At 70.5% G+C, this 15,378-nt stretch carries 14 protein-coding genes; 12 read left to right on the top strand and 2 right to left on the bottom strand.

What is annotated here, in order from left to right; all coding sequences use genetic code 11:
* Window positions 1-46 precede the first annotated feature (46 nt).
* Both OHO27_RS16815 and OHO27_RS16810 read right to left on the bottom strand, forming a co-directional pair.
* The gene (locus OHO27_RS16815; RefSeq protein ID WP_328424722.1) at window positions 47-1,411 is read right to left on the bottom strand and encodes a sensor histidine kinase; all 1,365 of its coding nucleotides are present in this window, start codon (window positions 1,409-1,411) and stop codon (window positions 47-49) included.
* A 126-nt stretch (window positions 1,412-1,537) separates the two neighbouring features.
* Window positions 1,538-2,758 carry a sensor histidine kinase gene (locus OHO27_RS16810; RefSeq protein ID WP_328424720.1) on the bottom strand — a complete coding sequence of 407 codons (1,221 nt, stop codon included), beginning with the start codon at window positions 2,756-2,758 and terminating at the stop codon, window positions 1,538-1,540.
* Window positions 2,759-3,095: 337 nt separating this feature from the next.
* Between OHO27_RS16810 and OHO27_RS16805 the strand changes: the two genes are divergently transcribed.
* The 12 genes from OHO27_RS16805 (at window position 3,096) to OHO27_RS16750 (ending at window position 15,230) form a co-directional block, all read left to right on the top strand.
* Window positions 3,096-3,518, top strand: a complete 423-nt coding sequence (locus OHO27_RS16805; protein WP_328424719.1) for an NADH-quinone oxidoreductase subunit A — start codon at window positions 3,096-3,098, stop codon at window positions 3,516-3,518.
* Window positions 3,509-4,177 carry an NADH-quinone oxidoreductase subunit B gene (locus OHO27_RS16800; RefSeq protein ID WP_328424718.1) on the top strand — a complete coding sequence of 223 codons (669 nt, stop codon included), beginning with the start codon at window positions 3,509-3,511 and terminating at the stop codon, window positions 4,175-4,177. The genes OHO27_RS16805 and OHO27_RS16800 overlap by 10 nt, the downstream gene beginning before the upstream one ends.
* The gene (locus OHO27_RS16795; protein WP_328424717.1) at window positions 4,174-5,946 is read left to right on the top strand and encodes an NADH-quinone oxidoreductase subunit C; all 1,773 of its coding nucleotides are present in this window, start codon (window positions 4,174-4,176) and stop codon (window positions 5,944-5,946) included. The genes OHO27_RS16800 and OHO27_RS16795 overlap by 4 nt, the downstream gene beginning before the upstream one ends.
* Window positions 5,943-6,911 carry a complex I subunit 1/NuoH family protein gene (locus OHO27_RS16790; RefSeq protein WP_328424716.1) on the top strand — a complete coding sequence of 323 codons (969 nt, stop codon included), beginning with the start codon at window positions 5,943-5,945 and terminating at the stop codon, window positions 6,909-6,911. The genes OHO27_RS16795 and OHO27_RS16790 overlap by 4 nt, the downstream gene beginning before the upstream one ends.
* Window positions 6,912-7,024: 113 nt before the next feature.
* Window positions 7,025-7,564, top strand: a complete 540-nt coding sequence (locus OHO27_RS16785) for a 4Fe-4S binding protein (RefSeq protein WP_328424715.1) — start codon at window positions 7,025-7,027, stop codon at window positions 7,562-7,564.
* A 17-nt stretch (window positions 7,565-7,581) separates the two neighbouring features.
* A complete protein-coding gene (locus OHO27_RS16780; protein WP_328430462.1) occupies window positions 7,582-8,256 on the top strand; it encodes an NADH-quinone oxidoreductase subunit J family protein in 675 nt (224 codons plus the stop codon).
* Window positions 8,256-8,645 carry an NADH-quinone oxidoreductase subunit NuoK gene (gene nuoK, locus OHO27_RS16775; protein ID WP_328424713.1) on the top strand — a complete coding sequence of 130 codons (390 nt, stop codon included), beginning with the start codon at window positions 8,256-8,258 and terminating at the stop codon, window positions 8,643-8,645. The genes OHO27_RS16780 and nuoK overlap by 1 nt, the downstream gene beginning before the upstream one ends.
* Window positions 8,642-10,636, top strand: a complete 1,995-nt coding sequence (locus OHO27_RS16770) for an NADH-quinone oxidoreductase subunit 5 family protein (protein ID WP_328424711.1) — start codon at window positions 8,642-8,644, stop codon at window positions 10,634-10,636. The genes nuoK and OHO27_RS16770 overlap by 4 nt, the downstream gene beginning before the upstream one ends.
* A gap of 6 nt (window positions 10,637-10,642) precedes the next feature.
* Window positions 10,643-12,217 (top strand): complex I subunit 4 family protein, encoded by a 1,575-nt coding sequence (locus tag OHO27_RS16765; RefSeq protein ID WP_328424709.1) that lies wholly within the window; start codon window positions 10,643-10,645, stop codon window positions 12,215-12,217.
* Window positions 12,214-13,737 (top strand): NADH-quinone oxidoreductase subunit N, encoded by a 1,524-nt coding sequence (locus OHO27_RS16760; protein ID WP_328424707.1) that lies wholly within the window; start codon window positions 12,214-12,216, stop codon window positions 13,735-13,737. The genes OHO27_RS16765 and OHO27_RS16760 overlap by 4 nt, the downstream gene beginning before the upstream one ends.
* 240 nt (window positions 13,738-13,977) lie before the next feature.
* Window positions 13,978-14,838 (top strand): zinc metalloprotease HtpX, encoded by an 861-nt coding sequence (gene htpX / locus OHO27_RS16755; protein WP_328424705.1) that lies wholly within the window; start codon window positions 13,978-13,980, stop codon window positions 14,836-14,838.
* Window positions 14,835-15,230 (top strand): YccF domain-containing protein, encoded by a 396-nt coding sequence (locus OHO27_RS16750; RefSeq protein WP_328424703.1) that lies wholly within the window; start codon window positions 14,835-14,837, stop codon window positions 15,228-15,230. The genes htpX and OHO27_RS16750 overlap by 4 nt, the downstream gene beginning before the upstream one ends.
* Window positions 15,231-15,378 lie beyond the last annotated feature (148 nt).

Raw genomic sequence — 15,378 nt, 5'->3', positions numbered from 1 at the left:
GCGAACTACACAGTGGGCTTACAAACAGTGGGCTTACAAGACGCGGCTACACGGTCCGCCAAGGAAGCTCCGCCGTGACCCGCGTAGGCCCACCGACCGGCGAGTCCACCACCAGAATCCCGTCCACCGCGTCCAGCCGCTCCGCCAGCCCGGCCAGCCCCGACCCCTCGGATATGTCGGCGCCACCGATCCCGTTGTCCACGACCTGCAGCATCAGCCGGTTCTCCACCCGCCACACATCCACCGCCGACCATGTGGCCCGCGCATGCTTACTGATGTTCTGCAGCAGCTCCGACACCGTGAAGTAGGCGATCCCCTCGATCGCGGGCACCGGCCGCTCCTCCAGGTCCACCTGGACCTCCACCGGCACCGTGCACCGCGAGGCCACCGCCGACAGAGCCGCGTCCAGCCCTCGGTCGGTCAGGACCGCCGGATGGATCCCGCGGGCCAGATCCCGCAGCTCCTGAAGTGCCGTCTTCACCTCGCCGTGCGCCTCGCCGACCATCCGCGCCGCCGCCTGCGGGTCCTCCGTCAGCTTCTCCTTCGCCAGACCCAGATCCATGGCCAGAGCCACCAGGCGGGCCTGTGCGCCGTCGTGCAGGTCGCGCTCGATGCGCCGCAGGTCCGCGGCGGCCGTATCGACGACGACGCCGCGGTCCGACTCCAGCTCCACCACGCGCGTGGCCAGCCGCGACGGCCCGAGCAGGCCGTGCACCAGCAGCCGGTCCACCTGTGTCAGTGCCCGCACGATCCACGGGGTGGCCAGCGTGAACAGCAGGCCCACCAGCGCGGTGACCGTGATCTCGAAGGGGTTGTCGAGGTAGAACTGGTGCGTCTCGTCGCCGTACGCCTGAATGCCGTCCTGGCCGGCCCACATCGGGAACACCCAGAACCACAGCGGATACGTCACCAGAGTCCAGCCGCACACCCAGACGTTCACGGCGACGACGAAGGAGAACACCGCCCACGGGAAGTGCAGCACCGCGTACAGCAGGCTCCGCCACGACGTCCCGCTCTTCAGTACGGCGCCCATCCACCCCATGAACCCGCGCCGGCGCATCCGCAGCGGCTCCGGATCGGCCACCTCCAGGTGCAGCAACGCACGCGCGCGTGTCCGCTCCAGCGCCCCGAAGCCCCGGCAGCCGGCGAGCGCCGCCGCCAGCACCGGGATGCCGAGGAACGTCACCAGCAGGCCCGCGCCCAGCGACACCATCGTGATGGCGTACACGAACAGCATGATGCTGATCGGCAGGCTGAGCAGCACATAGCCGAACTCGCGCCAGCTGCGTGCCTCGAACGGCGCCCGCAGCCCGGCCGGCAGCCGGTGCCGTCGCTCGCCCCCGTGCTCGGGAAGGCCGTGCTCGGGGTAACCGAGTCCTTGCCCGTAGCCCTGTCCGTACTCCGTGGCCATCGGCGTCGTCCGTTCTCCTCGTCCCGTCAGCCCCACCCCGGGGCTGTGCCGTCGTATCTCCAACCCTGCTGCGCCGCAGGTCCACGGACCATGGAGGCCGTCGGCGTCTTGAACGGGGGGTTTTCCCTACCCCCGCGCTACCCCTGCCCCGGGGACGCGGTCGCGCCAGGGCAGCTCCGCCGTCACGGTCGTAGGGCCGCCCCGGGGTGACTCGATGACGAACAGGCCGTCCACGGCATCCAGACGGTCGGCGAGACCGCGCATGCCCGTGCCGCCGTCGAGGCGCGCGCCCCCGCGGCCGTCGTCCCCCACCTGGATGAGCAGCCGCTCGTCCGAACGCCACACGTCGACCGACGCCGACTTCGCCCCGCTGTGCTTGCTGATGTTCTGCAGCAGTTCGGAGACGGTGAAGTAGGCGATGCCCTCGATTGCGGCGGCCGGTCTGGACAGCAGGTCGACGCTCACCTTCACCGGCACCGTGCAACGCGAGGCGACCGCCGACAGGGCGGCATCCAGGCCGCGGTCGGTGAGGACGGCCGGGTGGATGCCGCGGGCGAGATCCCGTAGCTCCTGAAGTGCCAGTTTCACCTCGCCGTGCGCCTCCGCGACCATCGTCGCCGCCACGTCGGGGTCCTCCAGCAGCTTCTCCTTGGCCAGGCCCAGTCCCATGGCCAGAGCCACCAGGCGAGCCTGTGCGCCGTCGTGCAGGTCGCGCTCGATGCGCCGCAGATCGGCCGCGGCCGTGTCCACCACGACCCCCCGGTCCGACTCCAGTTCGGCGATACGGCGCTCCAGCTCGTCGGAGGGCGAAAGCAGGCCACGCACCATCGCCCGGTCCGCGTTCGTCAGGCCCCGCGCGATGAACGGCAGCACCGGCCACAGCACGAACAGCGAGGTCAGCGTGATGGTGAAGGTGAGGATGCCCCAGGGCAGGCGGATGAAGTCGTACAGGATCGTGCGCCAGCCGACGGGGTCCTTCAGCGCCAGCCACAGCTGCGGGAAGAAGCCGTCCTTGCCACCGCGCAACGGCAGCCGGCTCGGCTCGTCCACCTGCATCCCGAGCAAGGCACGCGCGCGTGAGCGTTCCAGCTTGCCCAACTGCCGCGCGCCCACCAGGCCGGCGGCGAGCAGCGGGAACCCGATCACCGTCAGCGTCAGCAAGGCACCGGTGAACAGCACTGTCACGACGTAGACGAAGCCGAGCAGAGACAGCGGAAGGTTCGCCAGGAGGTGCGCGATCTCCTTCCAGGTGTGCCGGTCGTAGGCGAAACGGGCGGGCGGCAGTGGCGGCTCGGCACCCTCGGAACGTCGGGAGGCGTCCCGCGAAGGGCTGGGGCTTTCGGTCATATGGGCTAGCGTGCCGCGCGCTGCGCCGCCGCGCCATGAGGCGGACCGCCGCGGTCTTCCGGGGGAAATCCCCACCCCCCGCGTCCACCCCCGCATTCCCCCGCGTCCACCCCGTGCCCATCTTCGGACCGGCCGCGGATCGGCCGCCGCATCCCGACGACCGACGTGCGGCGTCCTGAGGCGAGTCTCGACGAGATCTCAACGTGTGACGGGCTGCTTACGCTGTCATTAGCAGGGCCTAGACTCCCGTGCGTACAGATCGTCGAACAGCGGTGTTCACGGGACCACAGGTCGCAGGACACTGGTAGACAACGAGGTCAGGGAGCGAGGGACGGACGTGTCGGAACAGACCGTCGTCGTCGCGGCGGATGTGCATTACGTCGTCGTCTCGGCGGACTACTTCCAGTCCTACTCGGTCGTCGGACTGCTGGCCGTCATCGGCGTGCTGTTCGTCGCCGTCGCCTTCGGGGCGGGCCGACTGCTGCGCCCCGTGGTCCCCACGCCCGAGAAACTCCTGACGTACGAGTGCGGCGTCGACCCCGTCGGCGAGGGATGGGCCCACACCCAGGTCCGCTACTACGTCTACGCCTTCCTCTACGTGATCTTCGCCATCGACTCGATCTTCCTGTTCCCCTGGGCGACGGTGTTCGCCGACCCTGGCTACGGCGCGACCACCCTCGTCGAGATGTTCATCTTCCTCGGCTTCCTGGCCGTGGGCCTGCTCTACGCATACAAGAAGGGCGTCCTGGCATGGACGTGACGCCAGAAGTGAACCCGCCGGAGCGCGCGGAAGTGGCTTCGCCGGAGCCCGTTCTGCTCCCGGAGCCGAAGCGGCTGGGCGCCTTGGCCCGCCTCGCCCCGGAGCCGATGAAGGTGATCCTGAACTGGGGCCGCCGCTACTCGCTCTGGGTCTTCAACTTCGGGCTCGCCTGCTGCGCCATCGAGTTCATCGCCGCGTCGATGGCCCGCCACGACTTCATCCGCCTCGGCGTGATCCCCTTCGCGCCCGGCCCCCGGCAGGCCGACCTCATGGTGGTCTCGGGCACGGTCACGGACAAGATGGCCCCGGCCGTGAAGCGCCTGTACGAACAGATGCCCGAGCCGAAGTACGTCATCTCCTTCGGCGCCTGCTCGAACTGCGGCGGCCCGTACTGGGACTCCTACTCCGTCACCAAGGGCGTCGACCAGATCATCCCGGTGGACGTGTACGTCCCCGGCTGCCCGCCCCGCCCCGAGGCGCTGCTCCAGGGCATCCTGAAGCTCCAGGAGAAGATCGCGCGGGAGTCGCTGGGGGAGCGGTACGGCACCGGAGCGGCCCGGCCGTCCACGGCGGCGCTGCAGAGTGGGCTGGTGCGCGGGCCGCAGACCCCCGGTGCCGACGGTGCGGGTGCCGACGCTGCTGGGGAGGCCGACCGATGACGACGATCGGCTGGCTGCCCGCCCCTGTCGAGGACCTCTTCGGCCCGGAGGCCACGGCCGAGGAGTCCTACGACGTCCTGACGGTCGACGTCCCCCCGACGTCCTGGATCCCGGCACTTGAAACGGCCCGCGACGAGCTGGGCTGCACCTACTTCGACTGGCTGAGCGCGGTCGACGAACCCGGCACGGGCTTCCGCGTCGCCGCCCACGTCGCCGCCCTGTCTCCGGTCCGGCGCCTGCTGGTCCGCACGACGGTCCCGCACGAGGCACCGACACTGCCCTCCGCGATCGGCGTCTACGCGGGCGCGGCCTGGCACGAACGCGAGACGCACGAAATGTTCGGCGTGGCGTTCTCCGACCACCCCGCCCTCGACCACCTGCTCCTCCCGGAGAACTTCGAGGGCCACCCCCTCCGTAAGGACTTCGTCCTGGCAGCCCGAGTCGCCAAGGCCTGGCCCGGCGCCAAGGAACCCGGCGAGTCCGAACACGGCGGCCCCAAACGCCGCCAAATGCTGCCCCCCGGCGTCCCCGACCCGAACGAATGGGGTCCCCTGAAGGGCCAACTCCCCCCTGCCCCGACCCGCCCGGCCCGCGGCGCGGCCCGCCCGGCCGGCGAACGACCGACCCGCGCAGCGGGAGAGCGACCGGTCCGACGCGCGCGCACGGCGGCGGAGGGTTCAGCGAGCCAGGCGGATGCCACGGCTGCAGGTGGGGCTTCGACGGGCGCTTCTGCGGCTGGTGCGGCGCGGCGGTCGCGTACGGCGGCGGAGGGTTCGGCGAGTCAGGCGGAGGCGCCGTCTGCGGCTGGGGCTCCGACGGGTGCTCCTGAGGCGGGTGCGGCGCGGCGGTCGCGCACGGCGGCGGAGGATTCGGCGAGTCAGGCGGAGGCGCCGTCTGCGGCTGGGGCTCCGACGGGTGCTCCTGAGGCGGGTGCGGCGCGGCGGTCGCGCACGGCCACGGAGAGTTCGGCCAGCCAGACGGAAGCCGCAGCTGGTGCAGCGCCCGCGACGGGTGCGGCCCGGCGTGCGCGTACGGCAGCCGAAGGCTCGGCCAGTCAGCAGGAGACAGCTTCGGCAGCCGAGGCGTCGGCCGGCGAGGCGGCCGCCACGGACTCCGAGAACGCGTCGGCGGCGGGCGGGCCCCCGACGGGCACCGAGACACCGGCAACCACGTCAGGCACGTCGACCACACCGCGCCGTACCCGGAGCGCAGGCGAGGGCTCGGCGAGCCATCAGGCCCCCTCCGATGCAGAGGCATCCCGTGAGGCGTCGTCGGGCACGGCTGCTTCCGGCGCGGCTGTGTCCGGCGCGGCTGCTTCCGGCGCGGCTGTGTCCAAGGCGGCTGCAACGGATGGGGCATCGGCTGACACGGCCGACGAAGCCACCACTCCCTCCACCCCGTCGGCAACTCCCAAGCCTCGTTGGACCCCCCGCAGCACGGACGCCCCCTGGCACCACGCCCGCCCGGCTTTCGACGAAGCGGAACTCAGGCAACGACCCGAGGCCGAGCAGCAGCCCCGGTCCGAGCCCAAGCCGAAGAGCGAGGGCGAGCCGAAGGGCGAGGTCGAGCCGCAGACCGAGGCCGAGGCCCAGACCGAGGCCCAGACCGAGGCCCAGGGCGAGTCACCGTCAGAGACCCCGGCGAAGCCCGGCCCGTCCGACCCCGCAGCCACGCCCGAAGACCCCGCAGGCTCCACCGACGAAAGCCCGAACCACCCGAGTCACCCGGACGACCCGAACCGCACAGACCCCTCAGGAGGCCCGCAGTGAACGACGCGCTCGACGTCGCCCTGCGACTCCTGATCGTCTTCGTCGTCTTCCTCACCTTCCCCCTGCTCATCGGCCAGACCGAGCACAAGGTGATGGCCCACATGCAGGGCCGCCTCGGCCCGATGTACGCCGGCGGCTTCCACGGCTGGGCCCAACTCGTCGCCGACGGCGTGAAGTTCGCGCAGAAAGAGGACATCGTCCCGGCGGGCGCGGATCGCCGTATCTTCCAGCTCGCCCCCGCGGTGGCCCTCCTTCCGTACCTGCTCGTCCTCCTCGCCATCCCTATCGGCCCCAGCGAGGGCGCGGTCGGCGAGGTCATCGACGCGGGCATCTTCTTCGTCCTGGCGGTCATGGGCGTAGGCGTCCTCGGCTCACTCATGGCCGGCTGGGCCTCCGCCAACAAGTTCTCTCTCCTCGGCGGCCTTCGCACCGCCGCTCAGCTCCTCGCCTACGAACTCCCGATGCTCCTCACCGCCGCCTCCGTGGCGATGGCTGCCGGAACCGTCTCCCTCCCCGGCATCCTCGACGCCTTCGAGTGGTGGTGGCTGCCCTGGCAGATCGTCGGCGCGATCGTCTTCTTCGTCGCCGGCCTGGCCGAGCTGCAGCGACCCCCCTTCGACATGCCCGTCGCCGACTCGGAGATCATCTTCGGCGCCTACACCGAGTACACCGGTCTCCGTTTCGCTCTCTTCCTCCTCGCCGAGTACGCCGGGATCGTCGTCCTGTGCGGCCTGACCACCGTCCTCTTCCTGGGCGGCTGGCACGGCCCCTGGGGTGCCGACGGCCTCGGCTGGGTCTGGACCCTGCTGAAGGCGGCCGTCCTCGCCTTCATCGTGATCTGGCTCCGCGTCACCTATCCCCGCCTGCGCGAGGACCAGCTCCAGAAGCTCTCCTGGACCCTCCTCGTGCCCCTTTCCCTCGCGCAGATCGCCCTCACCGGCATCGTCAAGGTGGTGATCCAGTAACCATGTCCCGCCCGTCACCCGACCACCACCCCTCAACGACGCCCTCCGGGCGGCCCCGCCGATCGATTCCTGGCAGTGGCCTAGCCAAGGGCTTGGCCGTCACCCTCCGCACGATGACGAGGAAGTCCGTCACCGCGCAGTACCCGGACACTCAGCCCGACCTCCCGCCCCGCACCCGCGGTGTGATCGGCCTGTTCGAGGAGAACTGCACGGTCTGCATGCTCTGCGCCCGCGAGTGCCCGGACTGGTGCATCTACATCGACTCCCACAAGGAGACGGTTCCGGCGGCGACCCCCGGCGGCCGCGAACGCAGCCGCAACGTGCTCGACCGCTTCGCCATCGACTTCTCCCTGTGCATGTACTGCGGTATCTGCATCGAGGTCTGTCCTTTCGACGCCCTGTTCTGGTCCCCGGAGTTCGAGTACGCCGAGACCGACATCCGCGAGCTCACCCACGAGCGCGACAAGCTCCGTGAATGGATGTGGACCGTCCCGGCCCCGCCCGCCCTCGACCCCGGCGCGGAGGAGCCCAAGGAGATCGCTGCCGCCCGCAAGACCGCCGAGAAGCTGGCGGCCACGCAGGCTGCGGAGGCCGAGCCGACCGAGCGGACCCAGCCGACCGAGCGGACCGAGCCGCAGGAGGGTGAGTCGTGACCCCCACCTCCGCCGGGCTGACCCTGGCCGCCGACACGCACGGCTTCCTCTCCCCGACCGGCGTCGAGATCGTTTTCCTCCTGGTGGGCCTGGTCACCTTCGGCGCCGCGCTGATCACTGTCACCACCCGGCAGCTGGTGCACGCCGCCCTGTGGCTGGTGGTCACGCTCGGCGGCCTCGCCGTCGAGTACCTCCTGCTCACCGCCGAGTTCATCGCCTGGGTGCAGGTCCTCATCTACGTCGGTTCCGTCGTCGTCCTCCTCCTGTTCGGTCTAATGCTCACCAGGGCCCCCATCGGCCGCTCCCCGGACGCCGACTCCGGCAACCGGTGGGCCGCCCTCACCGTGGCCGTCGCCTCCGCGGCCACCCTGATCTGGGTGGTCGTGGACGCCTTCCGCACCACCTGGATCGACCTCGACGGCCCCGCCGCCGGCTCCACCAAGGCCACCGGCGAGAGCCTCTTCCAGAACTGGGTCCTCCCCTTCGAGGCCCTCTCCGTCCTCCTCCTCGCCGCGCTGGTCGGCGCGATCGTCCTGTCCCGCAAGGCGAAGACCGAGCCGGCCTCTCCCTCTGTGAACTCCCGTGCCGTGACCGGTGGTTCCCCATCCGTCCCGGATTCCCGTAATCACCCGACCGGGCGAAACAAGCCGGTCGAGGGAACCGATCCGGCCGAGCAGGAAGGCGCCCGCTGATGCACCTCGCCTATCCCGCCGTACTCTCCGCCCTCCTCTTCTGCACCGGCCTGTACGGCGTGCTCGCCCGCCGCAACGCGATCCTGGTCCTGATGTCGGTCGAGCTGATGCTCAACGCCGTCAACCTCAACCTGGTCGCCTTCGACGTCTGGCTCAGCAAGACCGCCGAGGAGACCCTGCACTCCGGCCAGGCCCTGACTCTGTTCACGATCACCATCGCCGCGGCCGAGATCGGTATCGGCCTGGCGATCGTCCTCGCCGTCCACCGCAACCGCGGCACCGCGGACATCGACAAGCTCCGCGACACCGCCGAGAGCCACGACACCGACGGCCCCGACCGCGACGCCTCCACGGCCCCGCAGGCCAAGAAGGCTGAGGCCACCGCGTGACCACGACCGCCCTCGCCGTCCTCGTCCCCCTCCTTCCCTTCCTCGGCGCCGCCGCCGGCCTGCTTCTGGGCCGCACCGCACCCGGCTTCGTCCGCCCACTCGCTGTCCTGCCGACGCTGACGTCCCTCGTCCTCGCCGCGGTGGTCGCCGTGCGCCAGGGCGGAGACCAGGCGATCAACGCCGCCACCGAGCTCACACCCACCGGCTCGGTCCCGGTCGAACTCGCCCTGTACATCGACGGTTTCGCCGCCCTAGTGGCCGTACTCGTCGGCCTCGTCGCCACCTGTGTGCAGATCTACTCCACGGGCTACCTGCGCGAGGACCCGCGCTACCCCTCGTACGCTGCTCTCGTCTCCCTGTTCACCTCGGCGATGCTGCTCGTCGTCTACTCCGGCGACCTGATGGTGCTGCTGGTCGGCTGGGAGATCATGGGCATCTGCTCGTACTTCCTGGTCGGCCATTACTGGGAGACCCCGGAGGCCCGCGCCGCCTCCATCAAGGCGTTCCTGGTGACCAAGCTCGGTGACGTCCCCTTCCTCATCGGCCTGTTCGCGCTGGCCACCGATGCCGGGTCCTTCCGCATCACGAAGATCCTCGGCACCGTCGCGAGCGGCGGGCTCGACCACCCGACGCTGATCGCCCTGCTGCTGCTCGCGGGCGTGGCGGGCAAGTCGGCGCAGTTCCCGCTGCACACCTGGCTCCCCGACGCGATGGCGGGCCCGACGCCCGTCTCCGCGCTGATCCACGCCGCGACGATGGTTGCCGCCGGTGTCTACTTCATCGCGCGTCTCCTCCCGGTCTTCGAGGCCTCCCAGGCCGCGATGATCGTCCTCGCCGTCATGGCCGCCGTCACGATGGTCGGCTCCGGAATCGCCGCGCTCGCCCAGGACGACATCAAGCGCGTCCTCGCCTACTCGACGATCGGTCAGCTCGGCTACATGACCGGCGCCCTCGCCGTCGCCGACCGCGGTGCCGCCGTCTTCCACCTCCTCGCCCACGGCGCCTTCAAGGCGCTGCTGTTCCTCGCGGCCGGCGTGATCATCCACGCCGCCGGCACCAACTCGCTGGCCGCCATGTCCCGCATGACCCACCTGCGCAACCGCGTCCCGGACGCCTTCTGGACGATGACCGTGGCGCTACTCGCGCTCGCCGCGATCCCGCCGTTCAGCGGGTTCTTCTCCAAGGAGTCCGTCCTCGGTGCCGCCGAGCACGTCGCCACCGGCCACACCGAGCACGCCCCCGGTGCCGCGGGCTGGATCGTCCTCGTCACCGGCCTGCTCACGGCCCTGCTCACCGCCGCCTACGCGATGCGCCTGTGGCTGCTGGCCTTCCGCGGCCACGGCGCCGAGGCCCCCGACCACGGCAGGCAGCCCCTGACGATGACCGTGGTGCTGTGGGTGCTCGCCGCCCCGTCCCTCGCCGTCGGCGCCCTCGCCTACCGGGTGCTCCCCGACTGGTTCGACGGCGGTGACCTCGCCCCGACCCTCACCACCTCGGTCCTCGGCACGGGCGTGGCGCTCGTCGGAGGCATCGTCACCTACGCGGCCTGGCGCCACCTCGCGGCCGTGGCGGCACGCGTCCCGCTGGGTGCGGTCGCGGCCCACCCCGAGGGCGACGCCGCCCAGGTCGAGGCCGAGGCCATCGCCAGCCACGCGCCCGTGTACGGAGGAGTGGCCTACGCGGCCGACCCGGCGGACCCGGGCCGGCTGCTGCTCGGGCCACTGCACCGCCATGCCGCAGTCGGCTTCCACCTCGACGCGGTGTACCGGGCCCTGTTCGTCCGCCCGGTCCAGGCCGGCGCGAGTCTCGTCCGGTTCCTCGACCGCGAGGTCGTCGACACCTACGTGCGTGGCGCGGGTGCGCTACCCCGCTGGCTCGGCATCGCCGTACGGCGTGCCCAGACCGGCAATGTGCAGACCTATGTGAGCGCGCTGCTCGCCGGCACCGTCGTCCTCGCGGTCGCCGCCGTCCTCGTCGCCACGGGAGCGTGAGCAGGCGTGATCGATATCAACGAGTCCGTGATGCAGGCCCTTCTGGCATTCGTCGTCGTCGGCCCGCTCCTCGGCGCCGCCGCCGCTCTTCTGCCCGCCCCGCCCGGGCTGAAAGGGAAGTCACCCGAGCAGGCCGTGCTCCGGCACGGCGTCACCGTCACCGGCGCGGTCCTCATCGCTGCGATCGTCCTGGTGCTCGGCTTCGACCACGACCAGCCGTCGAAGATGCAGGCCGGCACGGACATCAGCTGGATCCCCGCACTCGACGTGCGCATCCACCTCGGCATCGACGGCATCTCCCTCCCCCTCCTGGTCCTGACCGCGCTGCTGACCTTCCTCTGCGCGCTCTACTCGTACTTCAAGATGCCGGCGGGCCCGACCCCGAAAGCCTTCGTCGCACTGGTGCTCGTCCTGGAGTCCGGCACTCTCGCCACCTTCGCCGTCCTCGACCTGCTGCTCTTCTTCCTCGCCTTCGAGATGGTCCTGATCCCGATGTACTTCCTCATCGCCCGCTGGGGCGGCGAGGGCAGGGCCGCGGCCGCCTGGAAGTTCATCCTCTACACACTGCTCGGCTCCGTCGTCATGCTGCTCGGCCTGCTCCTGATCGGAATCAAGGCGGGCACATTCGACATGGTGGCACTCGCCACTGACAACGGCCGGTCCCTGACCGCATCCGTGCAGGTCATCGCCGTTCTGTCGATCGGTATCGGGCTCGCGGTCAAGACGCCGATGTGGCCCCTGCACAGCTGGCTGCCCGACGCCCACACCGCCGCCCCGACCGTCGGCTCGGTCCTGCTGGCCGGGGTCCTGCTGAAGATGGGAACGTACGGGTTCGTCCGGATTCTTCTGCCGATCACCCCCGACGGCTTCGCCGACTTCGCGCCCTACCTCGCCGCCTTCGCCGTCGTCGGGATCATCTACGGGTCTTTGGCCTGCCTCGCCCTCGCCAAGCGGGGCGCGAAGGGCGACCTCAAGCGCCTCATCGCCTACTCCTCCGTCGGCCACATGGGCTTCGTCCTGCTCGGCATCGCCACGATGACCCCGACCGGCGTGAACGGCGCCCTGTTCGCCAACATCGCCCACGGCCTCATCACCGGCCTCCTCTTCTTCCTGGTCGGCGCGCTGAAGGACCGTACGGGGACCACCGACCTCGACACCCTCGCCGACAAGACCGGCGCGGCCCTCTACGCCAAGACGCCCCGCCTCGGCGGCCTCCTCGCGTTCGCCGCGGTCGCCTCGCTCGGGCTGCCGGGCCTCGCCGGGTTCTGGGGCGAGATGCTCGCGCTGTTCGGCGCGTTCGAGCCCGCCGCCCAGCTCAGCCGGCCGGCCTTCCTGACCTTCATGGCGATCGGCGCCTTCGGTACCCTGCTCACCGCCGCGTACCTGCTCGTCGTGGTCCGCCGCGTCTGCATGGGTGCCGCGCCGCAGGAAGCACCTCAGCTCGCCGACGTCCAGAGTTACGAGTTCGCGGCCTGGACCCCGCTCGTCGCCCTCACCGTCGTAGCCGGACTGTGGCCGAAGACCCTCCTCGGCCTGACCGACCCGGCCGTGCAGCAGCTCCTCGCAGGAGGCACCCGATGAGCTCCCTGGCCCAGCCCCTGGCCGAGTCGGTGGTCCAGTCCGTCGACTGGCTCGCCATCGCGCCGCCCACCATCGCGGCGGTCGTCGGACTCGTGGTCCTCGTCGCCGACCTGTTTGTCGCGGAGAACAAGAAGGCCCTGCTCGGCTGGGCGTCCGTGGTCGGCCTGGCCGCCTCCATGCTCCTGCTGCTGCCCCTTCTGGACGGCGACCGCTCCACCTTCTGCCTGACCGGCGACGCCGCGGTCTGCAGCTATACGGCCGACCGCTTCACCCTCGTGATCCAGTTCCTGGTTCTCGGCGGCGCCCTCCTCGCGGCGCTCCTGTCGGTCACCGCTCTCAAGGACGCCGACAAGCAACTCCCCGAAGGGGAGTACTGGTTCCTGCTGCTCTCCTCCGCCGCCGGCGCGGCCCTGCTGCCTGCCTCCCGGGACCTGGCGACCCTCATCGTCGCGCTCGAAGTCGCCTCGCTTCCGGCCTTCGCGCTGGTCGGCCTCCGCTTCGGCGACCGCAAGTCCTCCGAAGCGGCCCTGAAGTTCTTCCTGTCCTCGGTCACGGCGACCGCGGTCAGCCTCATGGGCATCAGCTTCGTGTACGCCTCCACCGGCACCCTCTACCTCACGCAGATCGCCGACCGGATCCAGAACGTCGACGGACAGCTCCAGACCCTGACCCAGACGGGAGTCGTCCTCACCCTGGTCGGCTTCGCCTTCAAGACGGCCGCCGTCCCCTTCCATTTCTGGGTGCCGGACACGTACGTAGGAGCGCCCCTACCGGTCGCCGCCTACCTCTCGGTCGTCGGCAAGGCGGTCGGCTTCACCGGCCTGATCCTCGTCACGGTCATCGCCCTGCCGTCGTACGCCGACGTCTGGGGCCCGGCCCTCGCGGCGCTGGCCGCCCTCACCATGACCGTCGGCAACGTCGGAGCCCTGCGCCAGCAGGCCACGCGCGCGTACAGCGCGGTACGCCTGCTCGCCTGGTCCTCCGTCGGCCAGGCCGGCTACCTCCTGGTGCCGATCGCCGCCGCCGCGTACTCAGGCGACGGCGAGCGCTCCATCGGCTCCACCCTCGCCTACGCCCTCATGTACGCCGCCGTGAACCTCGGCGCCTTCGCAGTCGCCGCCCTGGTGGGCCGTACGAAGTCCCTGAACCGCATCAGCGACTACCGCGGCCTGTACGCGCACAACCCCCTGACCGCCCTGATCATGGCCTTCTTCCTGCTCTGCCTGGCCGGGCTCCCGCCGGGCATTATCGGTCTCTTTGCCAAGGTCACCGTCTTCTCCGCCGCCGTCGACGCGGGCCTGGGCTGGCTGGCCGTGGTGATGGCCGTCAACGTGGTGATCGCGCTGTTCTACTACCTCCAGTGGACGACCCTGCTGTTCCGTGCGCCCGAGGGGGAGGCCGGGAGGCACCTCCTCCCTGCGCCGCTCACGGCCGCGCTGGCCCTCACCGGCGTCGTCGGCATCGCCCTGTCCGGAGCCCCCCAGCTGATCCTGCGCTTCGCCGACACCGGGCTTTTCTGAGCCTCTGGCCCCCTTCCTGTACGCGCGCGTGGATCACTCGGCCCCCACGCGCGCGTAATGGTGCGCCGGCGCCTTCACCCGGACGGCCCACGCCCGCCGCCCTGCACGCAAGGGAACCCGCGGCCCTCGCCTGGCGTTGACCAGTACAGAAGGGTCCACTGGACGTGAGACCACGGCACCAGTGGCATCGGAGATCGAGCAGCAAAGGGTTCCCCTGCCGCACCACTTGGAGGGCGTACCGTGCACCGCCGGCACAACGGGCTCAGGACCGCAGTCCTCCTCGGGGGACTGTCCGCAGTCATCATCGTCATCGGCAGTTTCTTCGGCCGGATGGGGCTCGTCATTGCGGTCCTGATTGCCCTGGCCACGAACGCGTACGCGTACTGGAACAGCGACAAGCTGGCGCTGCGCGCGATGCGCGCCCGCCCGGTCAGCGAGTTCGAGGCCCCCGCCCTGTACCGCATGGTCCGCGAGCTCTCCACCCAGGCCCGCCAACCCATGCCCCGCCTCTACATCTCCCCGACAGAGGCGCCGAACGCGTTCGCGACGGGCCGCAACCCGCGCAACGCGGCCGTGTGCTGCACCGAGGGAATCCTGCGCCTCCTCGACGAGCGCGAGCTGCGTGGCGTCATCGGCCACGAGCTCAGCCACGTCTACAACAGGGATATCCTGATCTCATCGGTCGCCGGTGCCCTGGCTTCGGTGATCATGTTCCTGGTTAACTTCGCCTGGCTGATCCCGATCGGCCGCTCCGATGACGACGACGGCCCCGGCATCCTCGGCATCCTGCTGATCATGATCCTCGGACCGCTCGCCGCCACGCTCATCCAACTGGCGATCAGCCGCTCAAGGGAGTACGAGGCCGACGCGTCCGGCGCCCAGCTCACCGGCGACCCGCTCGCCCTCGCCAGCGCCCTGCACAAGCTCGAACTCGGTACCAAGCAGCTCCCGCTACCCCCCGAGCCCCGCATCGAGACGGCCAGTCACATGATGATCGCGAACCCCTTCCGCCCAGGTCAGGGGTTCTCCAAGATGTTCTCCACTCACCCGCCCATGGCGGACCGAATCGCCCGACTCCAAAAGATGGCAGGACCCCGATGAAGACCATCCTGAACGTCATCTGGCTCGTCCTGAGCGGCTTCTGGCTGTTCATCGCCTACCTGGCCGCGGGCCTGCTGCTGTGCATCACCATCATCGGTATCCCGTTCGGCATCGCGGCCTTCCGCATCGGCGTCTACGCGCTGTGGCCCTTCGGGTACACGACGATCGAACGCCGGGAGGCCGGAGCCCCCTCGTGCGTCGGCAACGTCCTGTGGCTGGTCCTCGCGGGCTGGTGGCTGGCCCTCGGCCACATCGCCACCGGCCTCGTGCTGTGCATCACGATCATCGGCATCCCGTTCGGCATCGCCAACTTCAAGCTGATCCCGGTGTCGCTGTTCCCGCTGGGCCGCGAAATCGTGCCGACGGACCAGCCGTTCGCTCAGGGCTGGTAGCGGATCGGAGCGGACCAGGGCGAGTTGGGGGGAACCGAGCCGGGGGGCGGGCGAACCGCGCCGGGCTGACGAACCGCGCCGGGCGATAGCCACGGGTTTTTCCACAGCCCCGGAGTTATCCACAGGCCCGCTCGATTGTCAGTGGCGG

Origin of the sequence: Streptomyces sp. NBC_00443, assembly GCF_036014175.1 — a bacterium.
In the GTDB taxonomy this organism is placed as follows: domain Bacteria; phylum Actinomycetota; class Actinomycetes; order Streptomycetales; family Streptomycetaceae; genus Streptomyces.
Note: the sequence above shows the minus strand (reverse complement) of the source record. Positions and strands in the feature narration are given on the sequence as shown.

Excerpts from the sequence above, each read along its gene's own strand:
- OHO27_RS16815 (WP_328424722.1), bottom strand. The coding sequence starts at position 1,411 with ATGGCCACGGAGTACGGACAGGGCTACGGGCAAGGACTCGGTTACCCC.
- OHO27_RS16810 (WP_328424720.1), bottom strand. The coding sequence starts at position 2,758 with ATGACCGAAAGCCCCAGCCCTTCGCGGGACGCCTCCCGACGTTCCGAG.
- OHO27_RS16800 (WP_328424718.1), top strand. The coding sequence starts at position 3,509 with ATGGACGTGACGCCAGAAGTGAACCCGCCGGAGCGCGCGGAAGTGGCT.
- OHO27_RS16795 (WP_328424717.1), top strand. The coding sequence starts at position 4,174 with ATGACGACGATCGGCTGGCTGCCCGCCCCTGTCGAGGACCTCTTCGGC.
- OHO27_RS16785 (WP_328424715.1), top strand. The coding sequence starts at position 7,025 with ATGACGAGGAAGTCCGTCACCGCGCAGTACCCGGACACTCAGCCCGAC.
- nuoK (WP_328424713.1), top strand. The coding sequence starts at position 8,256 with ATGCACCTCGCCTATCCCGCCGTACTCTCCGCCCTCCTCTTCTGCACC.
- OHO27_RS16760 (WP_328424707.1), top strand. The coding sequence starts at position 12,214 with ATGAGCTCCCTGGCCCAGCCCCTGGCCGAGTCGGTGGTCCAGTCCGTC.
- OHO27_RS16750 (WP_328424703.1), top strand. The coding sequence starts at position 14,835 with ATGAAGACCATCCTGAACGTCATCTGGCTCGTCCTGAGCGGCTTCTGG.